Genomic DNA, 17,042 nt, shown 5'->3' on the forward strand with positions numbered 1-17,042 from the left:
GAACCGCTATCGGGCCTTATTAACCCCACTACCATATAAAAAGAGGTTGTTTTGCCTGCGCCGTTGGGGCCTAGTAACCCCACTATTTCGCCTTGCGTAACATTCACAGACACTTTATTTACTACTGTTCTGTTCCGATAGGTCTTTACTAATTCGTTAGTGGAAATGGTGATGCTCAAAGTTTTCTATTTTTACAAAAGTAATTATTAAAGGGCAATGAAAATTTGCTACTGCTATTATTCACTTTTTTTAAAAAATGATCCTTAATTCTAAGGCTACATAAATATTTTTGCTTGCATTCTTTAAGTGTATAGTTTATCTTATTATTGCTGTTGAATGGCTTCCATTTCGGCGACTGTTTTTGGCGGCATTTTGTTTCCTAGTATTCGATTTCCTTTTTCCGTGATGAGAACTTCGTCTTCAATACGGATACCACCGAAAGTTTTGAATTTTTCTAATTCGGAATAATTAATAAAATTAGCGAGCTTATTTTTTGACTTCCATATATCAATTAGGGTGGGAATAAAATAGATACCTGGCTCTACAGTAATAGTAAAACCCGGTTCCAATGCACGACCCAATCGTAAAGACTTCCACCCAAAATTCGTTTGCTTTTTCATCTGCTGTGTATAGCCCACATATTGTTCACCCAAATTTTCCATGTCGTGTACATCTAAGCCAATCATGTGCCCTAAGCCACATTGAAAAAACAGCGTATGTGCATCTGCTGCCAAAGCCTCTTTCACGTCTCCTTTGATGATACCAAAACTTTTCAGGCCCTCCAGCAACATTTCTCCAGACAAAGCATGAATGTCTTTGTACAAAGTGCCCGGTTTGCATGCATCAATCGCCGCCAACTGAATGGCTAAAATCATGTTGTACATATCTTTTTGTAAATCAGTAAACTTACCATTCACCGGTGCTGTGCGTGTTAAATCACCAGCATAATGCATAGCTGTTTCGGCACCTATGTCGCATAAGGCCATTTGTCCGGATTCCAATACCACATTTCTTGCATGAATGTGCAATGTTTCGCCGCTCGCAGTCAGGATGGCAGGATAAGCCAATTGACCACCGGAGCTTAACGCGAGCCCTTCGACGAGCCCCGCAACTTCAAGTTCCGTTTTTCCCGGACGAACTGATTTCATGAATAGTTCGTGCATTTCTGCAGAAATATCCACCGCTTTTTCCATTTCTTCAATTTCTTCGGGCTGTTTATAAGAGCGCATAGACACAATGGTTTTAATTAATTCTACAGAAGCCTTGTCAGCACAAACTTGAGGCGGCATGCCTAACCATTCATGTAGTTTCAATGTATGTTCGTCTCTATAAGGAGGTAAAAAATGAATGGTTCGCCCGCCATGATAGGCGGATTGCAGAATGCTTATTATTGCCTTATATTTTTTCACTTCGCTGATAGCCGTTTTTCCCGCCCAGTCTTTCATAGACGCTTGAGGGCCGGTCCATATGATATCGTCGATCGTTAGATCATCCCCAAACAAGGTTTCTGTGTCGTTATCTATATCTATAATTACGCCAAGATGAGGTAAGTCAATACCTACATAATAAAGGAAAGAACTATCTTGCCGGAATGTATAGCCATTGTGCAGGAAGTTCATGCCCACTTGTTCATTACCCATTAATAGTATTATCCCTGACTTTACTTTTGATTTTAGTTGCGAACGACGTTGTTGGTATATTTCTGCGTTAAACACTGTATTTGATTTTTCTGAGTATTTGATTTTTCCGATTTTAAAAGTAAAGATTATCCTTTAATCAGAAGAGGTTCTAACGTTAAACTTTTTGTGAAGCAGAATTTTTCGACGTGTGTTTTTGTGTTGTGTTTATAAAAAACGTAAAGAACGACTGGTACCTCTTCTTGTTTCCAATAATTTTTTGCTCAGAAATCTTGTTGAATGATTACCAAAATAAAACACAAATTCTTTTAAGAGTTACTCAAACAAAATTTTTCAGGAAATTTATCCTTATCTTACTGTAAATTATATTTAACGGAATACAACGAGCTATTAAATAGACTTGTGCTGATAATATAAACATTTGGGATGCAAAATACAGATGGGCCTGCTTTTTGTAAAAAAAAATAATTGAGAAAACGTCAATTATTACTTCAAGATTCTATTTCGATAAGATACAATACAAATAAATGAATAGAATAGTTAATACGGTAGATGATATTATTTTGCGTATGCGCACTTATTTTATGGGAGAGGGTATGCAGCAAAGACGGTATAAAGGAGAAGCTCCTTTGATAGCTGAATTATTTAGTGTTGCACAAATGCGTGTGTATGGCCAAGAGGTGGCAAAAGGGCATGTTTTATCTGAAGGGAAGACGCCGGATAAATTATTGAGGCGCCTTGACAATAATGGAAAAGTCTTGCTTAGAGTAAGAAGCCTGCTGACTGATGCTGTCAAGGAAAAAAAGTCGATTTCGCCGGCGAGTGAATGGCTGTTGGATAACTTTTATTTAATTGAGGAACAAATTGCTATTGGCAAAAAACACTTGCCTAAAGGCTATAGCCAAAACTTACCGCATCTTGGCAGTGGCGTCTCGGAAGACCTTCCACGGGTCTATGATATCGCATTAGAAATAATTGCGCATAGTGACGGCCGCGTAGATTTGGCGAATTTATCGAGTTTTATTGAGTCTTATCAAATGGTAAATGAACTTACCTTGGGTGAACTTTGGGCTATACCCATCATGTTGAGGTTGGCATTGATTGAAAATATTAGGCGTATCGCTGCAAATATTGCCATCAATAGAATCGATAGAAATATTGCCAATTATTGGGCAGAGGTATTGATGAATGGAGCCGAAAAAAACCCGAAGGATTTAATTATTTATATTGCGGATATGGCTCATTCTGAGCCAGTATTGTCAGATTCATTTGTGGCAGAATTTACGAGAAGCCTGCAAGGCAAAGGTGCTGGCTTGTCAATGGCACTTACCTGGATCGAACAACAACTTTCAGAAACGGGTTATACCAGTGCTGAATTGGTGCATATAGAAAATCAAAAGCAAGCGGCTAATCAAGTTTCTATGCGTAACAACATAGAAAGTATGCGACTGTTGCGGACAACCAATTGGCAAGAGTTTGTGGAAAGTGTAAGTTGTGTTGAGCATCTTTTACGTGAAGATATAGATGGTGTCTATGGGAGTATGGATTTTGCCACGCGAGATGTTTATCGTCATGTTATTGAAAATATTGCACAAAAAAGTAAGACTTCCGAAGTGGCTGTTGCCCGCATTGCAATAGAGCTTGCAAAAAAAATAAAGCTGAAAATGATCAGCAACGTAAAAATCATGTAGGTTATTTTTTAATTGATAAAGGTCTTGCTGAAACGCAGAAACTCGCCCAAATGAAATGTTCATTTTGGGATCATGTAAACGCATTTTGTAAGAAATGTGGTTTCTCTATTTATGCGCTCGCCAATGTCATGGGCACTTTATTTATTTGTTTTTGGCTCTGCATTTTTACGTACCATAAGCAGATGCACGTTTGGGTTGTCGTATTAGTGGGGGTGCTTTCTTTTGTAGTCGCAAGTTATTTAATTAGTGCCATCATCAATTGGGTGGCAACCCTAATTATTAAGCCGAAAATTTTACCTAAAATGGATTTTGTAAAATTTTTACCTTCGGAATATAGAACACTGATAGCTATTCCTTGTATGCTTTCTAATGAAAGCGAAGTGGAGGAACTGGTGGAAGCTTTGGAAGTTAGATATTTGGCTAATCCACAGGCGCATTTGCATTTTGCTTTATTAAGCGATTATAAAGATGCACCGGTAGAAACGATGCCCTCTGATCGGAAATTACTTCAAATGGCTATAGAGCGGATTGAAACTTTAAATAAAAAATATAAGAGTCCGTCTGGAGATATCTTTTTCTTATTTCATCGACCAAGGAAATGGAATAAACGCGAAAAAAGTTGGATGGGCTTTGAGAGAAAGCGGGGGAAGCTTAGTGATTTAAATGCTTTACTTAGGGGCCAGGGAGATGAATCTGATTTTATGACCATCGTTGGCGAATACAGCGTATTGACAAATGTAAAATATGTAATAACCTTAGATTCCGATACCCAATTGCCCAGAGAAGCCGCTACAAAAATGATTGCGACCATGGCGCATCCCTTAAATAAGCCTGTCTACGACGCCACATTAAAAAGAGTAGTAGATGGTTATACCATATTGCAGCCCAGGCTGGCCGTGACGTTACCGAAATCCAGTAGCTCTTTGTTTACCCTGATGCATAGCAATGATTCCGGCCTAGACCCTTATACAAAGGTAACCTCAGATGTTTATCAGGACTTGTTTGCAGAAGGGTCATTTATAGGAAAAGGTATTTATGACGTGGATATTTTTGAAAAAGTATTAAAGGATAGATTTCCGTTAAATAGAATATTAAGTCACGATTTACTTGAGGGATGTTATACAAGATCTGGCCTGATCAGTGACGTTCAATTGTACGAAGGTTTTCCTGGTTCATATTTAGCCGATATGGCACGCAGACATCGCTGGATTCGCGGCGATTGGCAGATTGCCGGCTGGGCCCTGCCATTGTCCTTAAACAAAGATGGGCACTTGTGTAAAAATCATTTGTCAGCCTTGTCAAGGTGGAAAATTTGGGATAATATTCGTCGTAGCCTTATGCCAATTGCGTTTATTGCTTTATTAATTATAGGCTGGACACTTTTGCCCATGCCATGGTTTTGGACAACAATTGTAGTGTTGACTCTTTTCTTACCTGTTATTATTATTGCACTGTGGCATTTGGCGCATAAACCAAAAGACTTAGATTTTTCCTCCCATTTTAATGAGTTTGTGCAAGCGGCTTCGTTAAATTTTTTGCAATCATTTTTATACCTGGCGAGCCTTCCTTTCGAAGCATATTACAATTTGGATGCAATCGTTCGTACCAATTGGCGAATGATTATCTCTAATAAGAAATTATTGGAATGGACTCCTTCGAGTAGCAGTAATGCGGCGGGAAACAAAACACTTTTAAAAACCTATCTAATTATGTGGTCTGCACCGTTTGTAGCTGTGGCGACCGCGTTATTATTGCTTTATTTGGGTAATAGTGGGTTTTTAACATCCATGCCTATTCTAGTTTTGTGGGTTATTGCGCCTATGATTGTTTGGAAAATAAGTGCACCCCGTAAACTAAAATCGGCTTTTCTGGAAGAGGAAGAAAAATATTTTTTACATCATATCTCCCGTAAAACCTGGTACTTCTTTGAGAGTTTTGTAACAGAAGATGAGAATTGGCTGCCACCTGATAATTTCCAAGAGCACCCTAAGAGTATAATAGCTCATCGCACGTCTCCTACTAATATCGGGTTGACTTTATTGGCTAATTTGTCGGCATACGACTTTGGTTATATTTCTATTAACGACTTGATTCTTAGGACAAGTGGTACTTTTAAAACGATGAATGTATTAGAGCGATATCAAAACCATTTCTTCAACTGGTACGATACGCTTACGCTTCAGCCGCTTAATCCTAAATACATTTCTACGGTAGATAGCGGGAATCTGGCCGGGCATTTAATTACCCTTCGACAAGGACTTTTATCTCTTCCTTCTCAAATGGTAGTAAATGAAAATATTTTTTCTGGATGGAGGGATACGCTACTAGTAGCTTATAGGGAATTAGAGAGAAAAGAGGCTAAAAACTTAGATGGGCTTTTGACATTCTTGAATAATTTGTGTGCAGCACCCCCATCTTCTTTAATGGATGTGTATGCTACCATGAAAAGCATACTTAGACAGGTGAATGAAGGTGTAGAAAAATATTTTTCAGATACAAATGAGCAAAGCCATCATTGGATGACTAAGTTGCAACAACAAATCGTTTCGATTTTAAGAGAGACAGAGGACTTTCTTCCGTGGTTAAAAGGTTCTATCCCTGAAAAATTCAGAGGCCTCCCATTATTTATCAAGGGGCCTAGTTTTTTGGAATTAAAAGACTGGAAAGAAAAATATTCTGTAGATATTGAACAACTAATTTCTTTGCCCAATTCCGAAGAGGAATTTGAATGGTTAAATAATTTAAAGCAGCAATTAGCTATAGGTAGTAGAAAAGCTTTGGAAAAAATTACATTGCTGGAAAATCTTTCACAAGAATGTTCTATTTTCTCTCAATTGGAATACAGATTTTTATATGACGGCTCGAAGCATTTGTTGCGCATTGGTTTTAACGTAGATGAACATTTGCCCGATAATAGCTATTACGATCTTCTGGCGTCCGAAGTGAGATTGGGGATTTTTGTCGCTATCGCGCAAAGCAAATTGCCTCAAGAGTGTTGGTTTACTTTGGGACGACTATTAGTGAATGCAGGGAAAGCGCCGGTGTTGTTATCGTGGAGTGGTTCAATGTTTGAATATTTGATGCCACAATTGGTAATGCCTTCTTATGAGAATACATTGATAACCCAAACCAATAGCGCAATGGTTCGACGCCAAATCGAATATGGTAAGCAACGTGGGGTTCCCTGGGGCATTTCCGAATCGGGTTATAATGCTGTAGATACAAGTTTGAATTATCAATACCGTGCTTTTGGTGTCCCTGGACTTGGATTAAAAAGAGGTTTGGGGGATGATCTGGTGATTGCTCCTTATGCAGCATTACTGGCTTTGATGATTGCGCCGAAGCAAGCATGTGAGAATCTGCAACGCCTAACTCAAGAAGGTTTCGAAGGGCAATATGGTTTTTACGAAGCTATTGATTATACTTCCTCACGCTTGCCTCGTGGCCAAGAAGGGGTCCTTATTCGTTCTTTCATGGTACATCATCAGGGGATGGGGTTTTTGTCTTTGGCTTCTTTACTCTTAAATCATAGAATGCAAAGACGATTTGAGAGTGATCCTCAATTTCAGGCAACCTTATTATTGTTGCAAGAAAAAATTCCTCGCACGTCTACCTATTACTCGCACACTGGTAATATTTCTCAAACAAATATTCCGGCAATGGAGCCGCAAATGCGTATTATTGGTACACCAAATACCCCGATTCCTGAAATACAATTATTGTCAAACAGTAACTATCATGTGGTTACCAGCAATGCTGGAGGAGGTTACAGTCGTTGGAGAAACATCGCTATAACTCGATGGAGAGAGGACGGCACTAGAGATAATTGGGGTGTATTTTGTTATATCAAGGATATTGAGACAGGCGCTTTCTGGTCAAATACTTATCAGCCGGTGTTACAAACTGCAAAAAATTATGAAGCTATTTTTTCTCAAGGCCATGCCGAATATCGTCGCATAGATAATGGATTCGAATGTCGAACAGAGGTGGTGGTATCTCCAGAAGATGATGTAGAAGTTAGACGGGTACGCATCACCAATAGAAATAGTTCAAAAAGGGTACTGGAAGTTACCAGTTATGCCGAAGTCGTATTGGCACCTCAGGCGGCAGATGAAGCACATCCGGCCTTCAGTAACCTTTTTGTGCAAACAGAAATTTTGAAGGACGAAAAGACTATTTTGTGTTCAAGGCGACCCCGTTCTAAAGAAGAACAACCACCTTGGATGTTTCATTTGATGTCACTAAATGGCGCTGATGCTGAAACCATTTCTTATGAAACGGATAGGATGGAATTTATTGGACGAACCAATTCTGTAAAAGCACCCAAAGCGTTGCTTACAGATACCGCATTGTCGGGCAGTGACGGCTCTGTATTAGATCCTATAGTCGCTATTCGTTACCGTATTTTTTTAAAAGCAAATCAAACAGCAACCTTTGACCTGATTTTGGGTGTCGCTGAGACGAAAGAAAAATGCAAAGCCCTACTGCAAAAATATCAGGATAGACATTTGAAGAATAGGGCTTTTGAGCTGTCTTGGACGCATAGTCAAGTATTATTAAGGCAAATAAACGCTACAGAAGCTGAAGCACAATTATTTAATCGCATTGCCGGATCTATAATCTACCCCAATGTTGCATTGCGTGCAGCGCCTGTTATTATACGTAATAATTCCAGAGGTCAGTCAGACCTGTGGGCATATTCTATTTCAGGTGATTTGCCTATTGTGCTATTACGTGTGCAAAGCATTGAGAATTTAGATCTGGTCAAGCAACTAGTTAAGGCACATGTTTACTGGAGGTTGAAAGGGATTATGGTGGATTTGGTTATTTGGAATGAAGATTTTGGGTCCTACCGACAAGAATTTCAAGATCAAATACAGAGTTTTGTTACCTCTGCCAATAGTGTTTCTACCAGTAGTCATTCGGGTAATATTTTTATACGTTCAACAGATCAGATATCAAATGAAGACCGAATATTATTTCAATCAGTAGCGAGAATTATAATAGAAGATAATGCTGGAACATTGTCTGAACAAATAAGTAAAAAAATTATCGCAAAGCCGCTCCCTTCTGTATTTGAGCCAATTTTGATTAATAAAGAGAGGAATAAAAGAGCCAGCCCGATCGAACTGCCTAAGGATTTATTATTTTACAATGGTTTTGGTGGTTTTACAAAAGACGGACGAGAATATATACTCCTTTCCAGTAAGGACAAACCTACGCCGGCACCCTGGGTAAATGTGATTGCCAATGAAAATTTTGGGACTGTTGTTTCTGAGTCCGGAAGCGCTTATACTTGGCAAGAAAATGCACATGAGTTTAGGGTTTCTCCATGGGAAAATGATCCTATTACAGATGCTTGTGGCGAAGCCATTTATATTCGCGATGAGGAAAGTGGAAAGTTTTGGTCCCCCACTCCTTTGCCCAAATTAAGTCAAGAACCCTATATTACGAGACACGGTTTTGGTTACAGTGTATTTGAGCATATTGAAGAAGAGATATTTACCCAATTATGGGTATATGTTGATTTAGTCGCAAATATTAAATTTAATGTTTTAAAAATTAAAAATTTATCTAATCGAAATCGTAAATTATCTGCTACCAGCTATGTTGAATTGATTCTAGGTGATTTGTCGCAAAAAACTTCTATGCATATTATTTCGGAACTCGATGAAGAGACGAATGCAGTTTTTGCTTATAATAAATACAATACACCTTTTGCGAAGAAAGTAGTTTTTTTAGACGTTAATAATATCAACAAAAGTGTTACGGCAGACCGGTCTGATTTTCTTGGTCGCAATGGTAACTTCCAGAATCCTGAAGCGATGCAACGTATACGCTTGTCCGGAAAAGTAGGGGCTGCATTAGATCCGTGCATAGCGGTACAGGTAACGATAGATGTGTTCCCAATGGAAGAAAAAGAAATAATTTTTAAATTGGGCGTAGGGGATAATGAACAACATGCACGGCAAATAATAAATCAGTTTAAAGAGAGTTCTACTGCGAACAAGTCTTTGGACAATATTCATGATTACTGGAATGAAGCACTCGGAGCCGTGTATGTTGAGACGCCGGATGCTGCCCTGAATATTTTGGCCAATGGCTGGTTGGTTTATCAGACACTTGCCTGTCGGGTTTGGGCAAGAAGTGGTTATTATCAATCAGGAGGTGCTTTTGGTTTTAGGGACCAGTTACAAGACGTTTTAGCATTACTACATGCCAAACCGGAAATTGCCAGAGATCAAATTTTGCTCGCAGCATCAAGACAGTTTAAAGAGGGCGATGTACAACATTGGTGGCACCCACCCCTAGGCCGAGGCGTGCGTACTACTTGTTCCGACGATTACTTGTGGTTGCCCTTTGTAACGGAGCAGTATTTACAAATTACCGGAGACAAGAGCATTTTACAAAATCAGGTCCCTTTTTTGGATGGAAGACCATTAAGTCCGCATGAAGCATCTTATTATGATTTGCCTATAATTTTTCATGAGACCGACACGCTTTATCAACACTGTGTTAAGGCGATCAAGCATGGATTACAGTTTGGCTCGCATGGTTTGCCTTTAATGGGTTCTGGAGATTGGAATGATGGAATGGATAAAGTGGGTGAAGGGGGGAAAGGTGAAAGTGTATGGTTGGGATTTTTTATGCACAAAGTATTAAAACAATTTGTTTCAATTGCCACTATGCAAGGCGATACACAATTTGCATCTGAGTGCGACAGGTATGCCGGCCAGTTGAAAGAAAACATCAACAAAAACGCCTGGGACGGACAATGGTATCGTCGAGCTTATTTTGACGACGGAACTCCTTTGGGCTCTTCATCCAATGCTGAATGTCGCATCGATTCTATATCCCAAAGTTGGTCTATTATATCTAAAGCCGGCGAAGAGGAAAGATCAAAACAAGCGATGGAAGCTGTCAACAAATATTTAGTGAAAACAGACGATGGTATTATTCTATTATTAGATCCGCCCTTTGATAAATCTGATTTAAATCCGGGCTATATAAAAGGGTATCTGCCAGGCGTTCGGGAAAATGGAGGTCAATATACCCACGCGGCAGTGTGGACGATGATGGCTTTTGCCGAGATGGGTGATGCGGGAAAAGTATGGGAACTATTTTCGATGATGAATCCAATAAGCCATACGCAGTCAAAAGAGTTAGTGGAAAAATATAAAGTGGAACCTTATGTGATGGCGGCCGATGTATATGGTGCGAGGCCGCATAAAGGACGTGGTGGCTGGACTTGGTATACAGGCTCCGCAGGGTGGATGTATCAGTTTTTGTTGCAATCACTTTTGGGCTTAAAGCGTGAAGGCGATAAATTGTATTTTAATCTTTGCGTCCCTAAAACCTGGTCTTCTTTTAAAATAAATTATAAATATTTAGGCACTTATTACCACATGATAATCATGCAATCGGAAGCGGTGGATAAACCGGAATATACTTTAGATGGCATAATTCAAGAGGAAGATTTTATTACTTTAGTAAATGATAAGGAAGACCATGAGGTAATAATAAAGTTTAAAACAGTTTAATTATTATATAACGAATCAATACCGGATTTCAGTCAATATCATTTATGGGGACTTAAGCGCGCTCCTGGTGAATAAATAGCCTCGTAAATCGTTGACTTACAAGGCTATTGGTGTTACCCGATCAGGATTCGAACCTGAACACACAGAACCAGAATCTGTAGTACTACCGTTATACTATCGGGCAATAAGACAAATAAACAAGAGCGTTAACGCAAAAATACTGCCTTTTTCAATTTGAAATAGAGGAGTTCAAAAATTTTTTAAGAAAAAGTTTTGCACATTCGAAAACTACACATACCTTTGCAATCCCAATGAAAAAATTGGGGTTATTATTATGTCGCAACGCATCAGAATAAAATTACAATCTTACGATCACAACTTGGTAGATAAATCTGCTGAAAAGATAGTTAAAACAGTACGAGGAACTGGAGCAGTGGTTACCGGCCCGATTCCTTTGCCGACACACAAAAGAATTTTCACTGTTTTACGTTCACCGCACGTGAATAAGAAAAGCCGTGAACAATTTCAGTTGGCAACGCACAAACGCTTATTGGATATCTATACTTCTTCTTCGAGAACTGTAGATGCACTGAGCAAGTTGGATTTACCTTCTGGCGTTGAAGTGGAAATAAAGGCATAAGTTGTCCAGATTTCAAATCTGACAAATAGTTTTAAACTAATAATATCATCTCTCAATTTTGCAAATGCAAAAGAAAAGAGCTCTGATTGGAAAATATTCAAACACAATTTGTTTGAACTGTAAATATAAAAAAACAGGCCCTTCGAGGTTTGTTGACTACCGGTACTTCTGAAGTTTAAATGTTTAAACGACAAAGGAAAAGGTCGGTGGAAAACAGGGATTGAAATACCGCTTCATTCGGTATTGTCTCAACAACCTAGCGGGGCGAAAAACCGCAAAAATGAAAGGAATCATTGGAAAAAAAATTGGGATGACCAGCGTCTATGGCCCGGAAGGCAAACAGGTAGCTGTGACCATCATTGAAGCAACACCGAATGTTGTAACACAAATCAAGAGTCAGGAAACTGACGGGTACAACGCGCTTCAGCTTGCTATTGGCGACAAGAAAGAGAAAAACGCCACAAAAGCAGCCATCAATCACTTCGCAAAAGCCAACACTTCGGCTAAGAAAATTGTAAAAGAATTTCGCGATTATTCAATCGAAAAAAATATTGGAGACACCATATCTGTGGACATTTTTACCGAAGGTGAAACTGTTGATGTAGTAGGTATTACAAAAGGTAAAGGTTTTCAAGGCGTTGTAAAACGTCATGGATTTTCCGGTGTTGGTGAAGCATCTCACGGGCAGCATGACCGTTCTCGCGCACCAGGATCTATCGGGGGCTCTTCTTATCCTTCAAGAGTATTTAAAGGAATGAGAATGGCAGGCCGCATGGGTTCTGATCGTGTAAAACTAAAAGGGCTGAAAGTGGTTAAAATTTTCGCAGAGAAAAATTATATCCTTATCAGCGGTTCAGTTCCCGGTCACATTGGTTCAACCGTTTTCATCCAAAAATAAAAGTAAAGATAATTTAGCAACAATTAATCTTTACCAAAAATGAAACAAAAATGCAATTAGAAGTTTTAAATACAACAGGAAAAACAACAGGACGTTCTATAGAACTACCTGACGAAATATTTGGTGTTGAGCCAAACGATCACGTAATTTATTTGGCAGTGAAACAGCATCTTGCTTCACAACGTCAAGGTACACATAAGGTAAAAACACGTGCTGAAGTACAAGGTGCCAGCCGTAAATTACACAAACAAAAAGGGACTGGTGGTTCTCGTAAAGGGAACATTCGTAACCCATTATATAAAGGTGGTGGTACTATTTTCGGACCAAAGCCGCATGCTTATAATATTAAGCTGAATAGAAAGGTGAAAGATTTGGCTAAAGTAAGTGCGCTTTCTCATAAAGCTAAAGACAATGCTATCATTGTTTTAGAAGATTTATCTTATGAAGCCCCAAAAACAAAGCAATTTGTTGAAGTGCTGAAAAATATTAATGCAGCTGGTAAAAAAGTTTTATTTGTTTTACCTGATTATAATGATAATGTTTATTTGAGTTTGAGGAACTTGCCAAGAATAGGAAGCACTTTGCTAGCAGATATCAATACTTATGATGTAATTAATGCAGACTTAGTTGTTTTTACAGAAAACGCGGCAAAAATTTTAAACGAGAAAGAAGAAGTAGCTGCTTAATTAGCGAATTTTTTAAAAATTATTACAGATGAAACTTAGTGAAGTTTTAGTGAAACCCATACTTACCGAAAAGGCAAATGCACAAAGTGAGAAATTGAATAAATTCACTTTTCGCGTAAGCCGTAGGGCTAACAAGTTGGAAATAAAAGATGCAGTAGAAGCTTTTTATGGTGTAACCGTAAAAGAAGTACACACCGTTGTTGTTCCTGCAAAAAATAAAACGCGCTTTACAAAAGCCGGCTATATTAAAGGTCAAAAACCTGCTTATAAAAAAGCTTATGTAACTGTTGCTGAAGGCGATTCAATCGATTTGTACGCCAGCATTTAGTAAATTATTAATTTATAGTAAGCGAAGCTGAGAATTTCGCACAAACAAAAATAAAATGGCATTAAAAAAATATAAACCAATGACCGCGGGTACTCGCTGGAAAATTGGAAATGCATACGCGGAAATTACGACTAACGAACCCGAGAAGAGTTTGTTAGAAAAGAAACATAGCAAAGCAGGACGTAACTTTCAGGGCCGTCAGGTAATGCGTTACAAAGGTGGTGGACACAGGAAACATTACCGTATTATCGATTTCAAAAGAGATAAAGTAAACATAGAGGCTAAAGTTGTTTCTATTGAATATGATCCAAATCGTACAGCATTTATTGCCTTGTTGCAATATACTGATGGCGAAAAGAGATATATCATTGCTCCCCAGGGTTTGCAAGTAGGCGCTGCTGTAATGTCTGGAGACGCTGTTGCACCTGAGTTGGGTAATGCATTGAAAATGCGTAACATGCCTTTGGGTACTACAATTCATAATATTGAATTGCAGCCTAAACAAGGTGCTAAGATGGCCCGCAGCGCTGGCACTTCGGCTCAATTGAGCAATAAGGAAGAAAAATACGCCATCTTAAAAATGCCTTCTGGCGAGTTGAGAAAAGTATTGATTGATGGTTATGCGACTGTTGGTGTTGTTTCCAATAGCGATCACAACTTGGAAAGTGTTGGTAAAGCTGGTGCTAATCGTTGGAGAGGTATTCGCCCACGCACGAGAGGTGTGGCAATGAATCCAGTAGATCACCCGATGGGTGGTGGTGAAGGTCGTGCTTCTGGTGGACATCCACGTTCTCGTACTGGTAAATACGCGAAAGGCGAAATTACCCGTAAGAAAAAGGGCTCTGATAAATTAATCATCCAAAGAAGCAACGGTAAGAAATTGTCTAACAAGTAATCTATTGTTAAAATGGTTTCGTAGATAACGAAACAAATAAACAAACTTAATATAAACTATGGGTCGTTCAATTAAAAAAGGTCCTTATGTAGATGCAAAACTTGAAGAAAAGGTTTTAGCCATCACCGAAGGAAAAGCAAAAAAAGCAGTTGTAAAAACTTGGAGTCGTCGTTCTACTATTACACCGGATTTTGTAGGACAAACATTTGCAGTTCACAACGGGAACAAATTTATTCCTGTATATGTAACTGAGTTTATGGTTGGTCACAAATTAGGTGAATTTGCCCCGACAAGAAACTTTAGAGGTCACTCAGGTAGCAAAAAATAATTGTAAAATTTGTGTTGATAGTAAAATAAATCAACACATAAATATAAGAAAATGGAAGCAGTAGCTAAATTAAAAAATTATCCTACAGGACCGCGCAAGATGCGTTTGTTGGCTGATGTGATTCGTGGATTAGATGTTGAGAAATCCATCTCTATCTTAGAATTTCATCCTCAGCACAATGCAAAGCCTTTGGCTAAATTGTTGAGAAGCGCCATTGCCAACTGGGAACAAAAGAATGATGGGCAAAGTGCGGCAGATGCCAACTTAGTTGTAAAGACCATTTTTGTTGACGGAGGCCGTTCAATCAAAAGGATGCGTCCAGCTCCGCAAGGACGTGGACATAAGATTCGTAAGCGTAGTAATCACGTTACAATCATTGTAGATCAAAAGGCTTAATTAGGAATAGAGTAATGAACAATCATTACCAATTTAAATAAATAAAAACTGAAAGATAGATAGTATCAAACTTTCAAATTTCAAATCAACAATATGGGTCAAAAAGCAAATCCTATTGGTAACAGATTAGGAATCATCCGTGGATGGGACAGCAATTGGTATGGCAGTAAAAAAGATTACGCCAATCGTTTGATTGAAGACAATAAGATTCGTACTTATCTTACAGCACGTATCAATAAAGGCGGTATCGCTAGAATTGTAATCGAACGTACTTTAGGTAAGTTGATTGTTACCATTCATACTTCAAAACCGGGTATTATCATTGGTAAAGGCGGTGGAGAAGTTGATCGTATCAAAGAAGAATTGAAGAAATTGACGAAGAAGGAAGATGTTCAAATAAACATCCTGGAAATTCGCCGTCCGGAAATAGATGCAGCAATTATTGGTGACACTATTGCGCGCCAAATCGAAAATCGTATCAATTTCAAACGTGCTATTAAGATGGCAGTAGCTTCAGCGCTTCGTATGGGTGCGGAAGGTATTAAAATTAAAGCGAGTGGCCGTTTAAATGGTGCTGAAATTGCTCGTTCTGAAGAATTTAAACAAGGTCGCGTTCCTTTGCATACTTTCCGTATGGATATCGACTATGCGAGCGTGTTCGCACAGACTGTTTATGGTAAAATTGGCTTGAAAATTTGGGTTTGTAAAGGAGAAGTTTTAGGTAAGAGAGATTTGAATCCAAATGCTTTGACTGGTGGTGACTCAAAAGATAGAAGACCAAGTGGAGATCATCGCGCTGGTGGTGATAGAGATCGTGGTGACAGAAGGGGTGGCAGACCAGCACATGGCGCTGGCGATAGAAGAGATAGAAGAAACTAAGTTTCTTTGCATCTTAAAAAGTAATAAAATTTATAACGAACCGATTAAAGGTTAAAATAGGCTTATTATGTTACAGCCAAAAAGAGCAAAACACAGGAAGGCACAGAAAGGACGCATCAGAAATGTAGCGAAAAGAGGTACAACTATATCATTTGGATCTTTTGCCTTAAAAGCGGTAGAACCCATTTGGTTGAATAACCGTCAAATTGAAGCTGCACGTCAAGCAATGACTCGTGCAATGAAACGTGAAGGTAATGTTTGGATTAGAATATTTCCAGATAAACCAATTACTAAAAAGCCTGCGGAAGTACGTATGGGTAAAGGTAAAGGTAACCCTGAATATTGGGCTGCTGTTGTAGAGCCAGGGCGCATTATTTTTGAATGTGATGGTGTAACAGCAGAAGTAGCTCAGAATGCGATGAAATTGGCCGCAGCTAAATTACCTATTGCAACAAAGTTTGTATCTCGCAGAGATTTATAATATGTGAGCTTCAGTAATAAATGTTTGAAATATTTGTACCTTTGCACACTTTGTTCCAAACAGTAGAATTTATCAATTAATAAAATTCATTCATAATGCCTAATAAAATAGTAGCATTTAATAAAAGCCTCAATTCAATGTCTGTTGAAGACTTGAAGGCACGCGTTCAAGAAGATGAGCTTCGTTTGAAAAAAATGAAGTTTGCCCATGCTATTTCTCCTTTGGAAAATCCTATGAGCATTCGTCTTTTTAGAAAAGATATCGCGCGCATTAAAACTGAATTAAAAAAAAGAGAATTAGCGTAAATAAATATTGCTTCAAAAGCAATTAAAAATTAAGTAAAATGACCGAAAGAAATTTGCGTAAATCAAGAGTAGGGATTGTAAGCAGTAACAAGATGACTAAGACTATCACTGTGGCTGTTGAAAGAAAGGTAAAACACCCTATGTACGGTAAGTTTGTGAAGAAAACTACCAAGTTTCACGCACACGATGAAAAGAATGAGGCGGCTATTGGCGATATCGTGAAGATTATGGAAACTCGCCCATTGAGTAAAACTAAACGCTGGCGTTTAGTGGAAATAGTAGAAAAAGCTAAATAAGCGATAGCTTATTTACTTAGGAAATTCCTATTTGAAAAATA

15 protein-coding genes and 1 tRNA gene are annotated in these 17,042 nt (G+C 38.6%); 13 read left to right on the forward strand and 3 right to left on the reverse strand.

The genetic code is table 11. The features are described 5' to 3' along the window. Together ACQR30_RS02720 and ACQR30_RS02725 are read right to left on the reverse strand one after the other, a co-directional pair. On the reverse strand, positions 1 to 113 hold a 113-nt coding region (locus tag ACQR30_RS02720; protein ID WP_429731049.1), incomplete at its 3' end, for an ATP-binding cassette domain-containing protein. A 210-nt stretch (positions 114 to 323) separates the two neighbouring features. After that, positions 324 to 1,715 (reverse strand): aminopeptidase P family protein, encoded by a 1,392-nt coding sequence (locus ACQR30_RS02725; RefSeq protein WP_429730901.1) that lies wholly within the window; start codon positions 1,713 to 1,715, stop codon positions 324 to 326. Between the two features lie 449 nt (positions 1,716 to 2,164). On the opposite strand from ACQR30_RS02725, the gene ACQR30_RS02730 reads away from it, so the two are divergent. Together ACQR30_RS02730 and ACQR30_RS02735 are read left to right on the forward strand one after the other, a co-directional pair. Continuing rightward, positions 2,165 to 3,328: a hypothetical protein gene (locus tag ACQR30_RS02730; protein WP_429730904.1), complete on the forward strand. Its 1,164-nt coding sequence runs from the start codon at positions 2,165 to 2,167 to the stop codon at positions 3,326 to 3,328. A 50-nt stretch (positions 3,329 to 3,378) separates the two neighbouring features. Further along, entirely contained in the window at positions 3,379 to 10,869 is a 7,491-nt protein-coding gene (locus ACQR30_RS02735) for a GH36-type glycosyl hydrolase domain-containing protein (protein WP_429730907.1), read from the forward strand. A 113-nt stretch (positions 10,870 to 10,982) separates the two neighbouring features. Here ACQR30_RS02735 and ACQR30_RS02740 read toward each other — a convergent pair. Then, positions 10,983 to 11,053 (reverse strand) — tRNA-Gln (locus ACQR30_RS02740). A gap of 150 nt (positions 11,054 to 11,203) precedes the next feature. Here ACQR30_RS02740 and rpsJ point away from each other — a divergent pair. From rpsJ to rpsQ, 11 genes are all read left to right on the forward strand, one after another. Next, complete coding sequence (gene rpsJ / locus ACQR30_RS02745; protein ID WP_066209982.1) at positions 11,204 to 11,509, forward strand: 30S ribosomal protein S10; 306 nt, start codon at positions 11,204 to 11,206, stop codon at positions 11,507 to 11,509. Between the two features lie 280 nt (positions 11,510 to 11,789). Next, the gene (gene rplC / locus ACQR30_RS02750) at positions 11,790 to 12,407 is read left to right on the forward strand and encodes a 50S ribosomal protein L3 (protein WP_429730911.1); all 618 of its coding nucleotides are present in this window, start codon (positions 11,790 to 11,792) and stop codon (positions 12,405 to 12,407) included. A gap of 50 nt (positions 12,408 to 12,457) precedes the next feature. Further along, complete coding sequence (gene rplD, locus ACQR30_RS02755) at positions 12,458 to 13,093, forward strand: 50S ribosomal protein L4 (RefSeq protein WP_429730914.1); 636 nt, start codon at positions 12,458 to 12,460, stop codon at positions 13,091 to 13,093. A gap of 28 nt (positions 13,094 to 13,121) precedes the next feature. Next, on the forward strand, positions 13,122 to 13,421 hold the full coding sequence (gene rplW, locus ACQR30_RS02760) for a 50S ribosomal protein L23 (RefSeq protein ID WP_429730917.1): 300 nt from the start codon (positions 13,122 to 13,124) through the stop codon (positions 13,419 to 13,421). Between the two features lie 55 nt (positions 13,422 to 13,476). Then, complete coding sequence (gene rplB, locus ACQR30_RS02765) at positions 13,477 to 14,316, forward strand: 50S ribosomal protein L2 (protein ID WP_429730920.1); 840 nt, start codon at positions 13,477 to 13,479, stop codon at positions 14,314 to 14,316. A gap of 58 nt (positions 14,317 to 14,374) precedes the next feature. After that, positions 14,375 to 14,644 carry a 30S ribosomal protein S19 gene (rpsS, locus tag ACQR30_RS02770; protein WP_119990156.1) on the forward strand — a complete coding sequence of 90 codons (270 nt, stop codon included), beginning with the start codon at positions 14,375 to 14,377 and terminating at the stop codon, positions 14,642 to 14,644. Between the two features lie 51 nt (positions 14,645 to 14,695). After that, the gene (rplV, locus tag ACQR30_RS02775; RefSeq protein WP_429730924.1) at positions 14,696 to 15,040 is read left to right on the forward strand and encodes a 50S ribosomal protein L22; all 345 of its coding nucleotides are present in this window, start codon (positions 14,696 to 14,698) and stop codon (positions 15,038 to 15,040) included. Positions 15,041 to 15,133: 93 nt separating this feature from the next. Next, a complete protein-coding gene (rpsC, locus tag ACQR30_RS02780) occupies positions 15,134 to 15,919 on the forward strand; it encodes a 30S ribosomal protein S3 (RefSeq protein ID WP_429730927.1) in 786 nt (261 codons plus the stop codon). Between the two features lie 67 nt (positions 15,920 to 15,986). Next, a complete protein-coding gene (gene rplP / locus ACQR30_RS02785; protein ID WP_429730930.1) occupies positions 15,987 to 16,400 on the forward strand; it encodes a 50S ribosomal protein L16 in 414 nt (137 codons plus the stop codon). Between the two features lie 95 nt (positions 16,401 to 16,495). Next, positions 16,496 to 16,705, forward strand: coding sequence for a 50S ribosomal protein L29 (gene rpmC / locus ACQR30_RS02790; RefSeq protein ID WP_429730933.1), 210 nt, complete (start codon positions 16,496 to 16,498; stop codon positions 16,703 to 16,705). Positions 16,706 to 16,743: 38 nt separating this feature from the next. Further along, positions 16,744 to 17,001 (forward strand): 30S ribosomal protein S17, encoded by a 258-nt coding sequence (gene rpsQ / locus ACQR30_RS02795; RefSeq protein WP_119990147.1) that lies wholly within the window; start codon positions 16,744 to 16,746, stop codon positions 16,999 to 17,001. Positions 17,002 to 17,042 lie beyond the last annotated feature (41 nt).

The sequence above is a fragment of the Arachidicoccus sp. genome (assembly GCF_050436765.1).
Taxonomy (GTDB): domain Bacteria; phylum Bacteroidota; class Bacteroidia; order Chitinophagales; family Chitinophagaceae; genus Arachidicoccus.

What these genes read in the sequence shown, in the direction of transcription:
- ACQR30_RS02730 (WP_429730904.1), top strand. Translation starts at nt 2,165, where the DNA reads ATGAATAGAATAGTTAATACGGTAGATGATATTATTTTGCGTATGCGC.
- ACQR30_RS02735 (WP_429730907.1), top strand. Translation starts at nt 3,379, where the DNA reads ATGAAATGTTCATTTTGGGATCATGTAAACGCATTTTGTAAGAAATGT.
- rpsJ (WP_066209982.1), top strand. Translation starts at nt 11,204, where the DNA reads ATGTCGCAACGCATCAGAATAAAATTACAATCTTACGATCACAACTTG.
- rplC (WP_429730911.1), top strand. Translation starts at nt 11,790, where the DNA reads ATGAAAGGAATCATTGGAAAAAAAATTGGGATGACCAGCGTCTATGGC.
- rplD (WP_429730914.1), top strand. Translation starts at nt 12,458, where the DNA reads ATGCAATTAGAAGTTTTAAATACAACAGGAAAAACAACAGGACGTTCT.
- rplW (WP_429730917.1), top strand. Translation starts at nt 13,122, where the DNA reads ATGAAACTTAGTGAAGTTTTAGTGAAACCCATACTTACCGAAAAGGCA.
- rplB (WP_429730920.1), top strand. Translation starts at nt 13,477, where the DNA reads ATGGCATTAAAAAAATATAAACCAATGACCGCGGGTACTCGCTGGAAA.
- rpsS (WP_119990156.1), top strand. Translation starts at nt 14,375, where the DNA reads ATGGGTCGTTCAATTAAAAAAGGTCCTTATGTAGATGCAAAACTTGAA.
- rplV (WP_429730924.1), top strand. Translation starts at nt 14,696, where the DNA reads ATGGAAGCAGTAGCTAAATTAAAAAATTATCCTACAGGACCGCGCAAG.
- rpsC (WP_429730927.1), top strand. Translation starts at nt 15,134, where the DNA reads ATGGGTCAAAAAGCAAATCCTATTGGTAACAGATTAGGAATCATCCGT.
- rplP (WP_429730930.1), top strand. Translation starts at nt 15,987, where the DNA reads ATGTTACAGCCAAAAAGAGCAAAACACAGGAAGGCACAGAAAGGACGC.
- rpmC (WP_429730933.1), top strand. Translation starts at nt 16,496, where the DNA reads ATGCCTAATAAAATAGTAGCATTTAATAAAAGCCTCAATTCAATGTCT.
- rpsQ (WP_119990147.1), top strand. Translation starts at nt 16,744, where the DNA reads ATGACCGAAAGAAATTTGCGTAAATCAAGAGTAGGGATTGTAAGCAGT.